The 15,240-nt window shown below is 68.5% G+C and carries 8 protein-coding genes; 5 read left to right on the top strand and 3 right to left on the bottom strand.

Annotated features, from left to right (window positions below; all coding sequences use genetic code 11):
• Nucleotides 1-94 precede the first annotated feature (94 nt).
• Entirely contained in the window at nucleotides 95-3,691 is a 3,597-nt protein-coding gene (metH, locus tag ACWZHB_RS15225) for a methionine synthase (RefSeq protein ID WP_427908596.1), read from the bottom strand.
• Between the two features lie 192 nt (nucleotides 3,692-3,883).
• On the opposite strand from metH, the gene ACWZHB_RS15230 reads away from it, so the two are divergent.
• Nucleotides 3,884-4,714, top strand: coding sequence for a PAC2 family protein (locus tag ACWZHB_RS15230; protein WP_427909174.1), 831 nt, complete (start codon nucleotides 3,884-3,886; stop codon nucleotides 4,712-4,714).
• 250 nt (nucleotides 4,715-4,964) lie between these two features.
• Here ACWZHB_RS15230 and ACWZHB_RS15235 read toward each other — a convergent pair whose 3' ends face one another.
• Entirely contained in the window at nucleotides 4,965-5,270 is a 306-nt protein-coding gene (locus ACWZHB_RS15235) for a hypothetical protein (RefSeq protein WP_056809962.1), read from the bottom strand.
• Between the two features lie 348 nt (nucleotides 5,271-5,618).
• On the opposite strand from ACWZHB_RS15235, the gene ACWZHB_RS15240 reads away from it, so the two are divergent.
• The 4 genes from ACWZHB_RS15240 to ACWZHB_RS15255 all read left to right on the top strand — a co-directional run bounded on the left by ACWZHB_RS15240 (nucleotide 5,619) and on the right by ACWZHB_RS15255 (nucleotide 14,174).
• Nucleotides 5,619-6,758: an XRE family transcriptional regulator gene (locus ACWZHB_RS15240; protein ID WP_427908597.1), complete on the top strand. Its 1,140-nt coding sequence runs from the start codon at nucleotides 5,619-5,621 to the stop codon at nucleotides 6,756-6,758.
• A gap of 132 nt (nucleotides 6,759-6,890) precedes the next feature.
• Nucleotides 6,891-8,393 (top strand): TIGR02677 family protein, encoded by a 1,503-nt coding sequence (locus ACWZHB_RS15245; protein ID WP_427909175.1) that lies wholly within the window; start codon nucleotides 6,891-6,893, stop codon nucleotides 8,391-8,393.
• An 82-nt stretch (nucleotides 8,394-8,475) separates the two neighbouring features.
• The gene (locus tag ACWZHB_RS15250) at nucleotides 8,476-9,852 is read left to right on the top strand and encodes a TIGR02678 family protein (protein ID WP_427908598.1); all 1,377 of its coding nucleotides are present in this window, start codon (nucleotides 8,476-8,478) and stop codon (nucleotides 9,850-9,852) included.
• A gap of 2 nt (nucleotides 9,853-9,854) precedes the next feature.
• Nucleotides 9,855-14,174, top strand: coding sequence for an SbcC/MukB-like Walker B domain-containing protein (locus ACWZHB_RS15255; protein WP_427908599.1), 4,320 nt, complete (start codon nucleotides 9,855-9,857; stop codon nucleotides 14,172-14,174).
• 42 nt (nucleotides 14,175-14,216) lie between these two features.
• On the opposite strand, the gene ACWZHB_RS15260 is transcribed toward ACWZHB_RS15255, so the two are convergent.
• On the bottom strand, nucleotides 14,217-15,194 hold the full coding sequence (locus tag ACWZHB_RS15260) for a helix-turn-helix transcriptional regulator (RefSeq protein WP_427908600.1): 978 nt from the start codon (nucleotides 15,192-15,194) through the stop codon (nucleotides 14,217-14,219).
• Nucleotides 15,195-15,240: the final 46 nt, after the last annotated feature.

The raw sequence follows: 15,240 nt of genomic DNA on the forward strand, positions 1-15,240 counted from the left end.
ATCGTGACCAGACTCACAGACACCACAACGACGATCGGACCGGTCCGCGGGACCGATCCGATCTGCCGACGCGTGCGTTGCAGTGCTCAGTTTGTCAGGCGTTGAAGTATTTCGCCTCCGGATGCAGCAGCACGAACGCGTCCGTGGACTGCTCCGGGTGCAACTGCAGTTCCTCCGACAACGTCACCCCGACCCGGCCCGCGTCGAGCAGGTCGACCAACTTGGCGCGATCTTCCAGATCCGGGCAGGCCCCGTAACCGAAGGAATACCGCGCACCCCGGTAACCGAGCTTGAAGTAATCCTGCACATCAGCGGGATCCTCGGCGGCGACGGACTTGCCGTCGACGGTCAGTTCTTCACGCACCCGGCGATGCCAGTACTCGGCCAGCGCCTCGGTGAGCTGCACACCGATACCGTGCACCTCGAGGTAATCGCGATAGTTGTCGGCGGCGAACAACGCGTTCGCGAAGTCGGCGATCGGCTGTCCCATCGTCACCAACTGGAACGGCAACACATCGACCTGCCCGGTCTCGCGAGCCCGCTCACGCGAACGAATGAAGTCCGAGATGCACAGGAACCGATCACGCTGCTGACGCGGGAACGTGAACCGATACCGCTGCGGTGCATCAGGATTCGGCTCGGTCAACACGATGACCTCGTCACCTTCCGACACGGCGGGGAAGTACCCGTAGACCAGCGCCGCGTGCTGGAGCACACCCTCGGTGGCCAGGCGATCGAGCCAGGCCCGCAACCGCGGCCTGCCCTCGGTCTCCACCAGATCCTCATAGGTCGGGCCTTCACCCTTGCGCTGCCCGCGCAGACCCCACTGGCCGAGGAACAGCGCCCGCTCGTCGAGCAGCCCCGAGTACTCCGCCAAAGGCAGACCCTTGATCACCCGCGTGCCCCAGAACGGCGGCGTCGGCACCGGCAGATCCGCGGCGACATCGGAGCGCTCGGGCACCACGATCGGCGCCTCGGTGGCCTTGCGCTCGGCCGCGATCCGCTTGGACCGCTCATGGCGCGCCTTACGCTCGGCGGCCTTCTCCTTCGCCGCGATCGCCTCCGGGCTGTCCGGGTCGAGGCCACCGCCACGCTTGACGGTCATGATCTCGTCCATCAACCGCAGGCCCTCGAACGCGTCGCGGGCGTAATAGACCTCGCCGTCGTAGACCTCGGTCAGGTCGTTCTCCACGTAGGAACGAGTCAGCGCGGCGCCACCGAGCAGCACCGGGAACTGCTCGGCCACACCCTTGGTGTTGAGTTCGCCGAGGTTCTCCTTCATCACCACCGTCGACTTCACCAACAGCCCGGACATGCCGATCACGTCGGCCTTCTTGTCCTGCGCGGCGTCGAGGATGGTCGCGATCGGCTGCTTGATGCCGAGGTTGACCACCTCGTAGCCGTTGTTGGACAAGATGATGTCGACCAGGTTCTTGCCGATGTCGTGTACATCGCCCTTCACCGTGGCCAGCACGATCCGCCCCTTGCCCGCGTCGTCGGTGGCCTCCATGTGCGGTTCCAGGTGCGCGACAGCGGTTTTCATCACCTCGGCCGACTGCAACACGAACGGCAGCTGCATCTGCCCCGAACCGAACAGCTCACCGACGGTCTTCATGCCCGAGAGCAGGGTCTCGTTGATGATCTGCAGCGGCGGCACCGTCTGCATCGCCTCGTCGAGATCGTCGCCGAGACCGTTGCGCTCACCGTCGACGATGCGCCGTTCCAGGCGTTCGAACAACGGCAGCAGCGCCATTTCCTCCGCGCGTGAGGCCTTCGACGACGCCGTCGAGACACCCTCGAACAACGCCATCAGCTTCTGCAGCGGGTCGTAGTCCTCGGTGCGGCGGTCATAGATCAGATCGAGGGCGACCTGCTGGTGTTCGTCGGGGATCCGGCTCATCGGCAGGATCTTCGACGCGTGCACGATCGCCGAATCCAACCCCGCCTGGACACATTCGTGCATGAACACCGAGTTCAGCACCTGCCGGGCGGCCGGATTCAGACCGAAAGAGATATTCGACAACCCAAGAGTGGTCTGCACCTGCGGGCGGCGGCGCTTGAGCTCGCGGATGGCCTTGATCGTCTCCTCGCCGTCCTTGCGCGACTCCTCCTGCCCGGTGCCCAGGGTGAAGGTCAGGGTGTCGATGATGATGTCGGACTCCGCCAGGCCCCAGTTGCCGGTGATGTCGTCGATCAGGCGCTCGGCGATCGCGACCTTGTGATCGGCCGTGCGCGCCTGGCCTTCCTCGTCGATGGTCAACGCGACGACCGCGGCACCGTGCTCGGAGACCAGCCGCATGATCTGCTGGAACCGCGAATCCGGGCCCGCGCCGTCCTCGTAGTTCACCGAGTTCACCGCGCACCGGCCACCCAGATGCTGCAGACCTGCCTGCAACACCGGCACCTCGGTGGAGTCGAGCATGATCGGCAACGTCGAGGCGGTCGCCAGCCGCGAGGCCAGCTCGTTCATGTCCTCGGCACCGTCGCGGCCCACGTAGTCGACACACAGGTCGAGCATGTGCGCGCCGTCGCGGGTCTGGTCCTTGGCGATCTCGAGGCAGCGCTGCCAGTCCGCGGCCAGCATCGCGTCACGGAAAGCCTTGGAGCCGTTGGCATTCGTGCGCTCACCGATCATCATGATCGACGCGTCCTGCTCGAACGGGACAGCGGTGTACATGCTCGACACAGCAGGTTCGTGCTCGGGATGACGACGATCGGCGATCGCGGGCAGGGTCTTCTCGACCTCGCGCACCGCCTCGGCGACCTGCCGAATGTGCTCCGGGGTGGTGCCACAGCAGCCACCGACCAGCGAGAGCCCGAACTCGGAGACGAACCCGCTCATCGCGACAGCGAGCTCTTCGGGGGTGAGCGGGTACTCCGCGCCGTTGGCACCGAGCACCGGCAGACCCGCGTTCGGCATCACCGACACCGGGATGTTCGCGTGCCGCGACAGGTGCCGCAGGTGCTCGCTCATCTCCGCCGGACCGGTCGCGCAGTTCAGCCCGATCATGTCGATGCCGAGCGGTTCCAGCGCGGTCAGCGCCGCACCGATCTCACTGCCGACCAGCATCGTGCCGGTGGTCTCCACGGTCACGTGGGTGATGATCGGGATCCGGCGACCGGCGGCGATCATCGCCCGGCGGCTACCGGTGATCGCGGCCTTGACCTGCAGCAGGTCCTGGCAGGTCTCGATGAGAATGGCATCGGCACCACCGTCGAGCATGCCGAGCGCGGCTTCGGTGTAGGCATCACGCAGCGAGACGAACGGGGCGTGGCCCAGGGTCGGCAGCTTGGTTCCGGGGCCCATCGAGCCCAGCACATAGCGCGGGGTGCCATCCGCCGAGGGACCCATCTCGTCGGCGACATCGCGGGCGATGCGGGTGCCACGCTCGGACAGATCGCGGATGCGGTCCTGGATGTCGTAGTCGGCGAGGTTGGGCAGGTTGCAGCCGAAGGTGTTGGTCTCCACCGCATCCGCGCCCGCGGCGAAGTAGGCGCGGTGGATCTCGGCCAGCACATCAGGGCGGGTGTCGTTGAGGATCTCGTTGCAACCCTCGAGGCCGCGGAAGTCGTCGAGCGACAGATCCGCGGCCTGCAACATCGTGCCCATCGCGCCGTCGCCGATGACGACACGCCGCCGGAGCGTGTCGAGGAGCGTGGTATCGAACCCGGTGGGCAAGGACGCAGACATGATTCAAGACTAGAGGGCGCCTCCGACGAACAAGACCACTGTGGGTGAATCAAGTGGCGTGGACCACTGTCCGCGGGCGAAACACGCAACACCGTCGGTCACCGCAAAACAATTCGCACAAGACACTAGGCTGACCGGGTGGATGCCAGTGAGACCCCCGAGACGGAACTGCCGACGTTGCGCAATCCCGTCATGGTTGCCGCCTTCGAGGGCTGGAACGACGCCGGCGATGCCGCCAGTGGCGCCATCGAACATCTGGAGTTGATCTGGGATGCCGAGCCGCTGGCCGAACTCGATTCCGAGGAATACTACGACTACCAGGTGAACCGGCCGACCGTCCGTCAGGTCGACGGGGTGACCAGGGAAATCCAGTGGCCCTCGACGATGCTGTCGGTGTGTTCCCCGCCCGGCAGCGACCGCGATGTGGTGCTGCTTCGTGGCATCGAACCGAATATGAAATGGCGCAGCTTCTGCGACGACCTGCTCGAATTCATCGAGCAACTCGGCGTGGAGACGGTCGTGATCCTCGGCGCGCTGCTGGCCGATACCCCGCACACCCGTCCGGTGCCGGTGACCGGTTCGGCCTACAGTCCCGAGGCGGCCGAGCGGTTCAACCTGGAACAGACCAGGTACGAGGGCCCGACCGGGATCACCGGCGTGCTGCAGGACCAGTGCGTCAAGGCTGGTGTGCCCGCGGTGTCGTTCTGGGCCGCCGTCCCGCACTACGTGTCGCAGCCGCCGAACCCCAAGGCGACGATCGCGCTGTTGCACCGGGTCGAAGACGTCCTCGACATCGAGGTTCCGCTCGGTGAGCTGCCGAAGCAGGCCGAGGAGTGGGAGGCCGCGGTCAACGAGATGACCCTCGGCGACGAGGAGATCAGCGAGTACGTGCGCTCCCTGGAAGAGCGCGGCGACGCGGCGATCGACCTCAACGAGACCATGTCCAAGATCGACGGCGACGCCATCGCGGCGGAGTTCGAGAAGTATCTGCGCAGGCGCGGACCGGGCAGCTTCGGCCTCTAGACCGAAGATCCCGCGCGGGTACGCGCGTTGTCACCGCTGGCCTGTTGGTACTTCGTTCACGGCGGGGCCGGAGCGAAGGCGACGGCAGTCTGGCAGCGGCTGATCGTCAGCGCCGTGCTGCTGGCGTGAGCTGAAAGGCCTTGTCATAGCTGGGCATTCGGCGACCAGCACGCTCGCGCCGATGGCCTGTCCGGCCGCTGGGGCGGCCGCTACCGAGATGGCGGATCGGTGCCTGCATCGGATCCCATGGTCAACGCTCCAGGGTCAGCACCTGGGCGGCCGCCTCGTGCGCCAGCTTCGCGATCAGCAGGTCACGCGGAATCGTTTGGCCGGCAAGGTGATCGAGCGACGGCACCACCACGTGGTGGGCGTCGGCGCGCTTCAATTCCTGGGTGAGTTCGGCGAACGCCGCACCGTCACCCGCGGGTGCTTCGTGGAACGTCGCGGCGAAACACATGCCCGCGGTCCGTGCGAGGCTGCGTAGCGCATCCTCCAATTGGTCGCTCTGGCCATCGGCCAGATCGTCCCGCAAGTATCCATAGATCAACGCTTCCACCCGAACCTCCGTTGGATTGGGATCGCTGTTCTGTTGTCGGACCTGTCGTGTACCGATCCCCCCGCGTCACGCGGTGCGCCACGCGGGGGTACTGCGTTGCCCTGCAAGCTCTCCTGCAAAGCCGGCATCCGGTTATCGAGCCGAGTACCTGCTTACATCATGAACATTCGTGGCCCCCGGCAGCAGATGTCAATCCGATGACATCTACATGCCCTATCCGGGACGCCGAACGTTAACTGGTGGAATACTACCGCCGTGACCGCAACTGATGATCGACCCGTCTGGGCTGTTCGGATGCGCTCGGAACGTGACGCGAGGGGGTGGTCGCAAAGCGATGCCGTTCGCGCGATGCGTGCCAAGTCCTCCCACAACCTGCCGACGGACAGTACCTTGCTGCGCAACTGGCGCCGCTGGGAATCCGGGGAATCGCGACCTGACGAGTTCTACGCGCCGATCATCGCGGCCGCGTTCGACACCGTCCCCGCCGCGTTCTTCCCGAAGTCCCGTCCCAACCGGGATGACGAGCTGTTATCGGCAACCGGTATGGACACTCTGGAGTTCATCGGACGACTCAGAATGTCCGACGTCAACAGCGCCACCCTGGACGCGGTGCGGATCACCGCCGAAAGGCTGTGCTGCGAATACGCCTACGCCGACCCCTACGCACTGCACACCGAGGGGACCGCGTGGCTGCGCCGGATCACCTCTCTGCTCGACGGCAGACTGACGCTGAGCCAGCATCGCGAAATCCTCGTTCTGGCAGGCTGGGTCGCGTTGCTGGTCGGTTGCGTCGACTACGATCTGGGCCGCCGCGGTGGCGCCGAGGCCACCCGCCGAGCCGCCGATTCGCTGGGCCGCGAGGCGGGCAATGCCGAGATCGTCGGGTGGGCCGCGGAGATGTCGGCGTGGTTCGCGTTGACCCAGGGCAACTTCCGTGGCGCGATCGATGTCTCGGAGAAGGCGATGGCGGGTACCACGTCGTCGAGTGTGGGGGTGCAGTTGGCGGCGCAGCGCGCCAAGGGCTGGGCCCGGCTGGGTGATCGCCGCAATGTGCAGACCGCGCTCGACGAGGGCAGGGCGATCCTGTCGCGGATGGGTCATCCGGCCGATCTGGACAACCACTTCGTCGTCGATGCCACGAAATTCGACTTCTACGCGATGGACTGCTGCCGGGTGGCGGGCCAGGATCGACTGGCCGAGCGCTACGCCCAGCAGGTGATCAGCGATTCGACCCGACCGGACGGTTCGGTCCGCAATCCCATGCGGGTCTCGGAGGCGCGGCTGACCCTGGCCGTCGTCGCCGTGCGCGATCGCGATCTCGAGCGCGCGGTCGAGGAGGGTGTCGCGGCGTTCTCGGCGGGCCGCAAGTCGTTGCCGTCACTGGCGTGGATCGCGGGCGAGGCGGCCAGGGAGATCATCGAACGGTACCCAGGAGATCAGCGCACCCAATCGTTCCTCGAGCAGCTGCGATCGCTCAATGTGGGGTGAGCTCGCGCGGCGGTGCCACGCCGATCGGGGACGGGTCCGGCGTCGCACCCGGAGGCCACCACTAACCTGTCTACGGTGACCGACTCCGCCGACGGGCTGCCCAGCGCCGTCCCCGCCCTGTGGGACGAGCGTCTGCGGTTGTTCTCCTTCGCGACCGCCGAGAAGCGCGCCGACTACCTGCGGGTGCTGCGCGCCTTCGACAGCGCTCGCGCCGCCTACGTGGTGTTGTTGCACGCCGACGACGTCGCGGAGTGGATTTCGAAAGCCGAGTCGGGCGGCCGGATCGAGGCGGCCGCGGGTGTTCCACTGCCCGCGGTCGAGATCGGTCCGCTGCTCGAACAGCTGCATCGCTGGGGTGTGCTGGAACGCAGTTACGACGGCACCCGGGCGGCCACCCTGGCCGAGTACCGCAATCGGCACTACGTCTACCAGTTCGCGCAGGCGGGCTTCCAGGCCTACCGGGCGGTGGCCGGGGTGCTCGCGGCCCGGATGGAGGACGCGTCCCTGTCGCGGCTGGTGCTGCCCGAACTGCTCGCCGACCTGCGCACCCTCTCCGCCGCCAACCGCGACGGCGACGCCGAACGGGTCTACACCACCTTGCGCAGGCTCGACGCCGCGCTCACCGACATGGCCGCGCGGGCCGCGCATTTCTACCTGTCGCTGGGCGATCTGGTGCGCACCACCGAGATCACGCCGGAATCGTTTCTCGCGCACAAGGACGCGTTGCTCGCGCACATGCGGGAGTTCAGCATGGATCTGGCCCGATTCGCGCCGCGGCTGGCCGCGGCGATCGGCGAGGTCGAGGAGACCGGGGTCGAACAGTTGATCGGCCGCGCGGCCGGGTGCGACGAGCGGGTGTTGCTGAGTTTCGCTGAACGCGAAGCGGATTGGCGTGCGCGCTGGGCCGGGTTGCGCACCTGGTTCGTCGCGGCGGGCAGCGAATCGCCGGAAACGTGTGAGGCCGATCGACTGCGCGAGGCGACGATGAGCGCGATCGCGGCGGTGCTGTCGCTGTTGCGGCGGGTCACCGAGACCCGTCGCGGTGGTGTCAGCCGGGAATCGGCGTTGCGGCACCTGGCCGAATGGTTCGTCGCCACGCCCACCGCGGGCAGCGCGCACGCGCTCTACGATGCGGTGTTCGGACTGGGCAAGCCGCGCCATCTGTCGCTCGAACATCCCGATGCGGAGCTGATCCCGGCCAGCCGATCCTGGTGGGACGCAACACCTTTGGAAATTTCCCGCACACTCGCCGAGACCGGGCGCGCACCCACCGCGGGCGCCCCCGCCCGGATCTCGCGCAACGACGCGGGCGTGCGGCGGCTGCGCGAGGCCCAACTGGCGGCGCAGCGCGAACGCGCCGCGGCCGCCGCGTCGTTGTCGAAGGGCAATGTGCACGAGCGGGAGCTGGACCAGCGCGAGACCGAGGTGTTGCTGCGCCTGCTCGACGCGGCCTCGACCGCCTGGGTTCCGGTGAGCGGAAAGGTCGACGGCACAACAGGTTCCGACAACGGCGTGACCTTGACGGTACGTCCGTGCGACGGGTCGACAGTGATCCGGACCGCCGCGGGCCTCCTCCACCTGAACAACCGCCGCCTCGAAGTGCGCGAATCGGCTCGACGGGGGGTCGTGCGATGACACCGCGGCGGTCACGCCGGGCTTGCCCGCGCATCGACTCGCTCGATGCCCGCACCCACCGCGCGACGCGAGGGACGAACCTGTGAAGCGACAACGGATCGATGCGCTGGCGCTCGACAGCTACCAGCGGGCGGCGCGGGTGATGCTGGCCAATCACCTGGTCACCCGCGTCTACCCCGACCGGATCGCGTTGCCGCTGATCCGCCGGTGGGCGACGGAATTGCGCGAGGACCTGGCCGAACTGTTCGGCTACCGGCTCGAAGTCACCGAGACCACGGCCCGGCTCTACCCGGTGCACGACCGGCTCGATGACGCGCGGCCCGCCCGCAGTGTCAACGATCGGGTCTTCGACCGCCGCCGCTACGCCTATCTGTCGCTGGCGCTCGCCGCGCTCGGCCGGGCCGGCGACCAGATCACCCTGTCCGAATTGGCCGAGCACGTCGCCGATTACGCGAGCCGGATCGAGGGCCTGGACCTGTCGACCGAGCGGGCCGCCGATCGCGACGCCTTCGTGGATGCCATCGGCTGGCTGGGTGCGCGGGGTGCGCTGACGTTGGCCGACGGTGACGCGGGCGGCTGGGCCAGCGACCCGGAGGCGGGCGAGGCGCTCTACGACATCGACCGGCCGGTGGTGTTCGCCCTGTTCCGGCCCCCGCGGGCACTGCAGCATCTGCACAGCGTGCGCGGGTTGCTGGCCGAGGACACCGACCAGGCATCGGCCGATCAGGCCCGCCGGGTCCGCCGGGCACTGGTCGAGCGCCCGGTCGTCTACCTCGACGAACTGTCGGCAGCCGAGGGTGCGCTGCTCGGCCAGGACCGTCTGGTCGGCGAGGTCGAATACTGCACCGGCTTGCGCGCCGAACGCCGGGCCGAAGGGGTGGCGCTGATCGACAGCTCGGGTCGGCTGTCCGACACCCGCTTCCCCGGCACCGGAACGCTGGCCCAGGTGGCCCTGCTGCTGATCGGCGAGATCGCCGATGCGGTGCTCGACATCGACAACCCGATCCCGCAGCGACCCGGTGCGCTCGCCCCCGATCACACACTGCTCGAGCATCTCGATGCGTCCATCCCCACGGCGGGCGTTTTCGCCCCACTCGCCGAGGACATCGACACCGATACTCCAGCACCCGATTTCACCGACGACAGCGCGGACGCCGAGCCGGTCAGCTACCCGTTTCTCGACGACGCCTGGGTGCGCACGACCGTCACCGCGCTCACCGACCGCTACGGCGCGACCTTCGCCGCGCAATGGCAGGCCGATGTCGGCGGGCTCACCACCGAGGTGCTCGCGCTGCTCACCAAGCTGCGACTGATCCGCCCGGTCGAGGACGGCGTGCTGGTCTTGCCCGCGCTGGCCAGGTATCGGGGCGCGGTGGTCACCGTGCGTGTGCGCAAGACCGAGGAATTGTTCGTCACCGCCGCCGATACCGACGGCAGCACCGGAGAGGCAGGGGTCTGAGCATGGCGCTCATTCACGGCGGAGTGCGGTTCGTCCCGACCCGTGCGGGCATCGTCAACCTGTGGGACTACCGCGACCAGGAGTTCAGTTTCGCCGACGGTCGCCTGGTGCTGCGCGGACCCAACGGTTCCGGCAAGACCAAGGCGCTGGAGGTGCTGTTCCCGTTCGTCCTGGACGGGCGGATCGAACCGCGCAGGCTGAATCCGTTCGCCGGTGAAGAACGCACGATGAAGTCGAATCTGCTGTACCGCAAGCAGGAATCGGCCTACTCGTATGTGTGGATGGAGTTCGCGCGCGGGGACTGGGACGATCCCGTGACCGTCACCGTCGGTATCGGTATGCGCGCCACCCGCTCCTCGGACAAGGTGACCCGGTGGTACTTCGTCGCCGACGGCCGCGCCGGGGTCGACTTCTCCCTGATCGGACCCGATGATCGCCCGCTCACCCGCAAGCAACTGGCCGAGCAGATCGGCAGCGACGCGATCGTCGACCGCCCCGTCGAGTACCGCGCCGCGATCGACGCGCGCATGTTCGGGCTCGGCGTGCAACGCTACGACCAGCTGATCAACCTGATCCTCACCCTGCGCCGACCCCAGCTCGCCAAAAACCTCGATCCGCGCGGACTTTCGCAGGCACTCACCGACGGCCTGCGCCCCCTCGACGAGCAGTTGATCCTCGACGCGGCCCGCTCGTTCAGCGATATGGAGGAGGTCGGGCGGACCCTCGACGGTCTCATCCAGGCCGACACCGCCACCCGGCGGTTCGTCGACGTCTACCGCAAATACCTTGCGGTACAAGCGAAAACCGACGTCGACCAACTTCGCACCCGCCTCGACGCCGTCACCAACGCCTCGACCGCGCTCTTCGCCGCGACCGCCCTGCGCACCCGCCGCGACACCGACCGCACCGAGGCCGAGACCAGGGCCGAAAACGCCGACCACGCCTACGAACAGGCCATCGCCGACCGCGAGAACCTCCAGCGCTCCAGCGCCTACGAGGGCAAACAGCAACTCGACGACCTCGCCGACGCCGTGCGCCGCCTCGAAACCTCCGCCGCCGCCCACCGCGACAAGGCCGCCGAAGCAGCGCACACGCTGCAGCGCCGCGCCGAAGAAGCCACCCGCGCCACCGAAGCGGTGCGCACCGCTGCCGCCGGCCTCCTTCGCGGCGAAGACGCCGTGCGCGCCGCCGCCGAAGAAGCGGGCATCGAATGGACCCAGCCGAGCGCCGAGGGCCGCGGCGACCAGTTCACCGCGGCGGTCCGCGGCCACGCGGAGGAACGGGACGCCGACGTCCGAGCCGTCCGAAAAGCACTGGGCAAGTGGGAAACCGCCGCCGCTGAACGCACCCGCTCCGAACGCCTCGCCGAGCGCGCGATCGAACTGCGTGACTCGGCCGCCGCGGAAGTCGCGCACGCCGAAGCCGCGGTCGCCTTGGCCCGCAGTGAATCCGCCGCCGCCCTGCGCACCTGGTGGACCGCGAACACCGAGGTTTTCGCCGCGGTCGCCGAGCCGGTGGGCACCGCCGTCGGCTTGTTCGCGGCGCTCGACGCCGCGATGGCCGGTGCGGGTGTGGAAGACATTCCGTCCGCCTCCGAGGTCTTGGCCGAGCGGTGCGAGCCGCTGCAGGAGCAGATCCGCACCCGCCGCCAAGAGGCGCGCTCCCGCACCACTGCCGCTGCCGCGCGCCGCGACGCCCTGGTCGCCGAGCGTCAGCAGATCGCCGCCCAGCGCGACGATGCTCCCCCCGCGCATCCCGCCAGAACCGGTGTCCGCGAGGGACTTCCGGGTGCGCCACTGTGGCAGCTGGTGCGCTTCGCCGACGCGGTGTCCCCACGGGACGCGGCCGGTATCGAAGCGGCACTCCAGTCCAGCGGTCTACTCGACAGCTGGATCTGCGGCCCGACCCTGCCCGCCGACATCGACTCCGACCACTTCCTGCTGCCCTTACCGGTAGACCAGCGCCCGCCCGGCCCTACTCTCGCCGATGTCCTTGTCGTCGAGGAGGATTCGACCGACCTCACGGTGCCCACCGAGACCGTGAGCGCCGTGCTCGCCTCTATCGCCCTGCACGATGTCTCCGCACAGCCGCGGCCCACAGGACTCGACGCCGAGGCGGCAGCTCTCGGCGCGGCGCGGTCATTCTCCGGCGCCACGCTCACCGCCCTCACCACCACCGACGCGCCACGGGTCGTCGTCGGCCTCGCCGGATGCTTCCGGCAGGGCGTCCTCGTCGGCCACCATCACAAGTCCGAAGCCGAGTTCATCGGGACCACCGCGCGAGCCCGTAGGCGCGAGTCCCGGCTCGCCGAGATCGAAGCCTCGATCGAGGCCGCCACTGCCGAGCACGAGACCGCGCGGGCCGAAGATGCTTCCGCCACCGCGGAATTGGCCGCATTGTCGGCCGCCGCCAAGGCGCTACCGCGCCCGTCGGCGGTGGTCTCCGCCTTGCGTGCCGTGGCCGAGACCGCGGGCCTGATGCGCTCGCGGGTGGAAGCGGCGTCCCAGGCCGAACGCGAACTGGACCAGGCCGTCGCCGAGGTCGCCGCACTGGACAAGAAGGTTCGCGCCGCAGCCCAGGCACACCGAACCCCCCGCGAGGCGCGCGAACTCGACGCGCTGGCCGCCGCGATCCGGCATTTCGAGAACACCGGTACAGGCCTGTTGCGCCTGCGCGCCGAACACGAGCGGGAGCGCGAACGTGAGCGCGAGGGCGCGGACCGGCACGACGAAGCGCGCGCACTCGCCGAGGCGTTCGCCGAAGAGGCCGAGGCTGCCCGGCTTGGCTTCACCGAACAGCAGCGCAAACTCGAAACGCTACGAGAAGCGTTGGGCGCCAGTGCCGCCGACATCGACCGTGACCTGGACCTGGCTCGCGGCGCCATCGAGGCGGCCAAGGCCGAACAGCGGGCTGCCCGCAAGGCCGCCAATGCCGCGATCGAAGCGGTCGGCGATGCCGAGGCCGCCTATCGCACCGCCAACGAAGCCCTCGCCACCGCGCTCACCGAGGTACTCGCCGAGGTCCGTTCGCTGGCCCCCTACGCCCGGCCCGACCTGCTGAGTTTGCTCGGCGCCTCGATCGAACACCGGTGGCCCAGTAGCGATGCCGCGTGGTCCACCCCGGAGCAACTGCAATACCGCATCGTCGCCGCGGGCCCGGAAACCGATCCGGTGGTGCTGCCCGACGAGGTGGGCGCCCTGTTCGCCGACCTCGACACCGCCACCAGCCAGGTGCGTGCCACCGAGGCGGGCCGCAAATCCACGCGGTCCGCGGTCACCAGCGCACTGCAGGAGTTCGACGCCGCTCTCACCGCCTCGGGCCGCGACTATCGCCTGAACTGGGACGCCGCCGACGGTCTCACCGTCGTCGCCGTCCACGACGAGAACGGCCAGGCAGCCCTCGCTGACTTCGCCGCCCGCATCGACGCCGCCCGTCGCGACCAGGAGCTGCTGCTCACCGACGCCGAACGCCGCATCCTCGAAGACGCCTTGCTGACCGGCCTGGCGCAGCAGATCCACGAACGCACCACCGACGCTCGCGAACTCATCTCCCGCATGGGCGCGGAGATGAAGCAGCGGCGGATGTCGTCGGGCAACACCATCGGCGTGCACTGGATCCTCGCCGACGGCCTGTCGGAGTCCGCCCGCTCGATGTGCAAGCTGCTCGACCGCGACACCACCGCACTGAGCCCGGAAGACCTCGGCTCGGTGCGCGCCCACTTCGCGGCCGAGATCCGCGCCGCCCGCACCGCCCACCCGGAGCGGTCCTACCCCGAAATCCTCGCCGCCACCCTCGATTACCGCACGTGGCGGGTCTTCTCCTTCACCCTCATCTCGGGCGACGGCACCGAGGACAAACTCACCGTCGCCCGGCACAGCGCCCTCTCCGGCGGCGAACAATCCGTCTCCCTGCACCTGCCCCTCTTCGCCGCCGCCCACGTGATGCTCGACTCCGCCGATCCTCAGGCGCCACGCCTACTCGCTCTCGACGAAGCCTTTGCCGGCGTCGACGACAACGGCCGCAGCGAATTGCTCAGCCTGAGTGTGCAATTCGACCTCGACCTGTTCATGACCGGCTACGACCTCTGGATCACCTACCCCCACGTGCCCGGCTGCGCCCACTACGACCTGGCCCACTCCACCGCCGAGAACACCGTCAGCGCAACACTTCTCGTCTGGGACAGCGGCGAACTCCTCGCCGAACACGACGGCGGCGACCTCACGACAGCGCTGAGTTCCCCCAACCGCCGCCGCGTTCCCAACACCATCGAGGGCGGATTGACGCTGGAGGGCATGCCCGGCGAACCGGCACCGGTGGGCTGACCCTCCGGTCTGCGGGTGACCCGTCGCACGACCGGTCGACAGTCACCTGGCAGACGAGGGGTCATAGCAGGTAACGAGCGCGGCGGCGCGGTTGCGCAGGGAGGTCCGCAACCACGGCGGGTCCAGCACCTCCGCGTCGGTGGCGAGCTGCCATATCGCCCATTCGGCGTGTCTCGGATCCTGGAAGGTGACCTCCAGCCGCAGTCGGCCGGCGTCCGATTCTTCGCTGTGGACAGCCAGCGCGGTGCCGACCAACATCTCCCGTCGCGCCGGGTCGACCAGAACCTGCACGGTGACCAGGTCGCCGCCTGCCCGAAACCGGGCGCTGCGTTCCTGCCAGGCCTGGTCCAGGTCGACCCGGTCGGGTCGCTGGGCAGGCTCGGAGAGCTCCTCGGCGGCCACGACCCGCGACAGTCGGTAGGTTCGGTCCGCGCCGGATCGCGTGGCGAGCAAGTAGCCCTGGCCGCGGACGGTGACCAGACCGATCGGGTCCACCGTGCGCCATTCAGGGCGCTGGTCGACGGCCGCGTAGTGGATGCGCAGCTTGTGCCCGGCGAGCACCGCGCGCCGGACCTCGGCAACGATCGTGTCGGACAATTCCTCGGCGTCCAGGCGACGCGACAGCAGATCGGTCGCGGGATCGATGAGCAATCGCGCGGCCGCGTCGCTCGCGGTTTCCCGATAACTTTCGGGCAGCGCGTCCACCACCTTGAGCATGGCCGACGCTAGGGCCGATCCGAGCCCGAATGCCTGTGCGCCACGCCGTGATCCGGCGATCAACAGCGCCAGCGCCTCATCGTGATTCAGCCCGGTGAGCTCGGTCCGGAACCCCGGCAACAACGCGAACCCACCGTGCCTACCGCGTTCGGCGTACACGGGAACGCCCGCCGTGGACAGCGCCTCGATGTCGCGCAGCACGGTCCGGGTCGACACCTCCAGCTCGCGCGCGAGGGTATCCGCGGACAGCTGCCCGTGCCGCCGCAACAGCAGCACCAGTGAGACCAGCCGGTCAGCTCGCATACGAAAACTATGCCAGGAATACACGACACAAGATGTCGTGTATTCC

The organism is Nocardia sp. FBN12 (assembly GCF_054031145.1).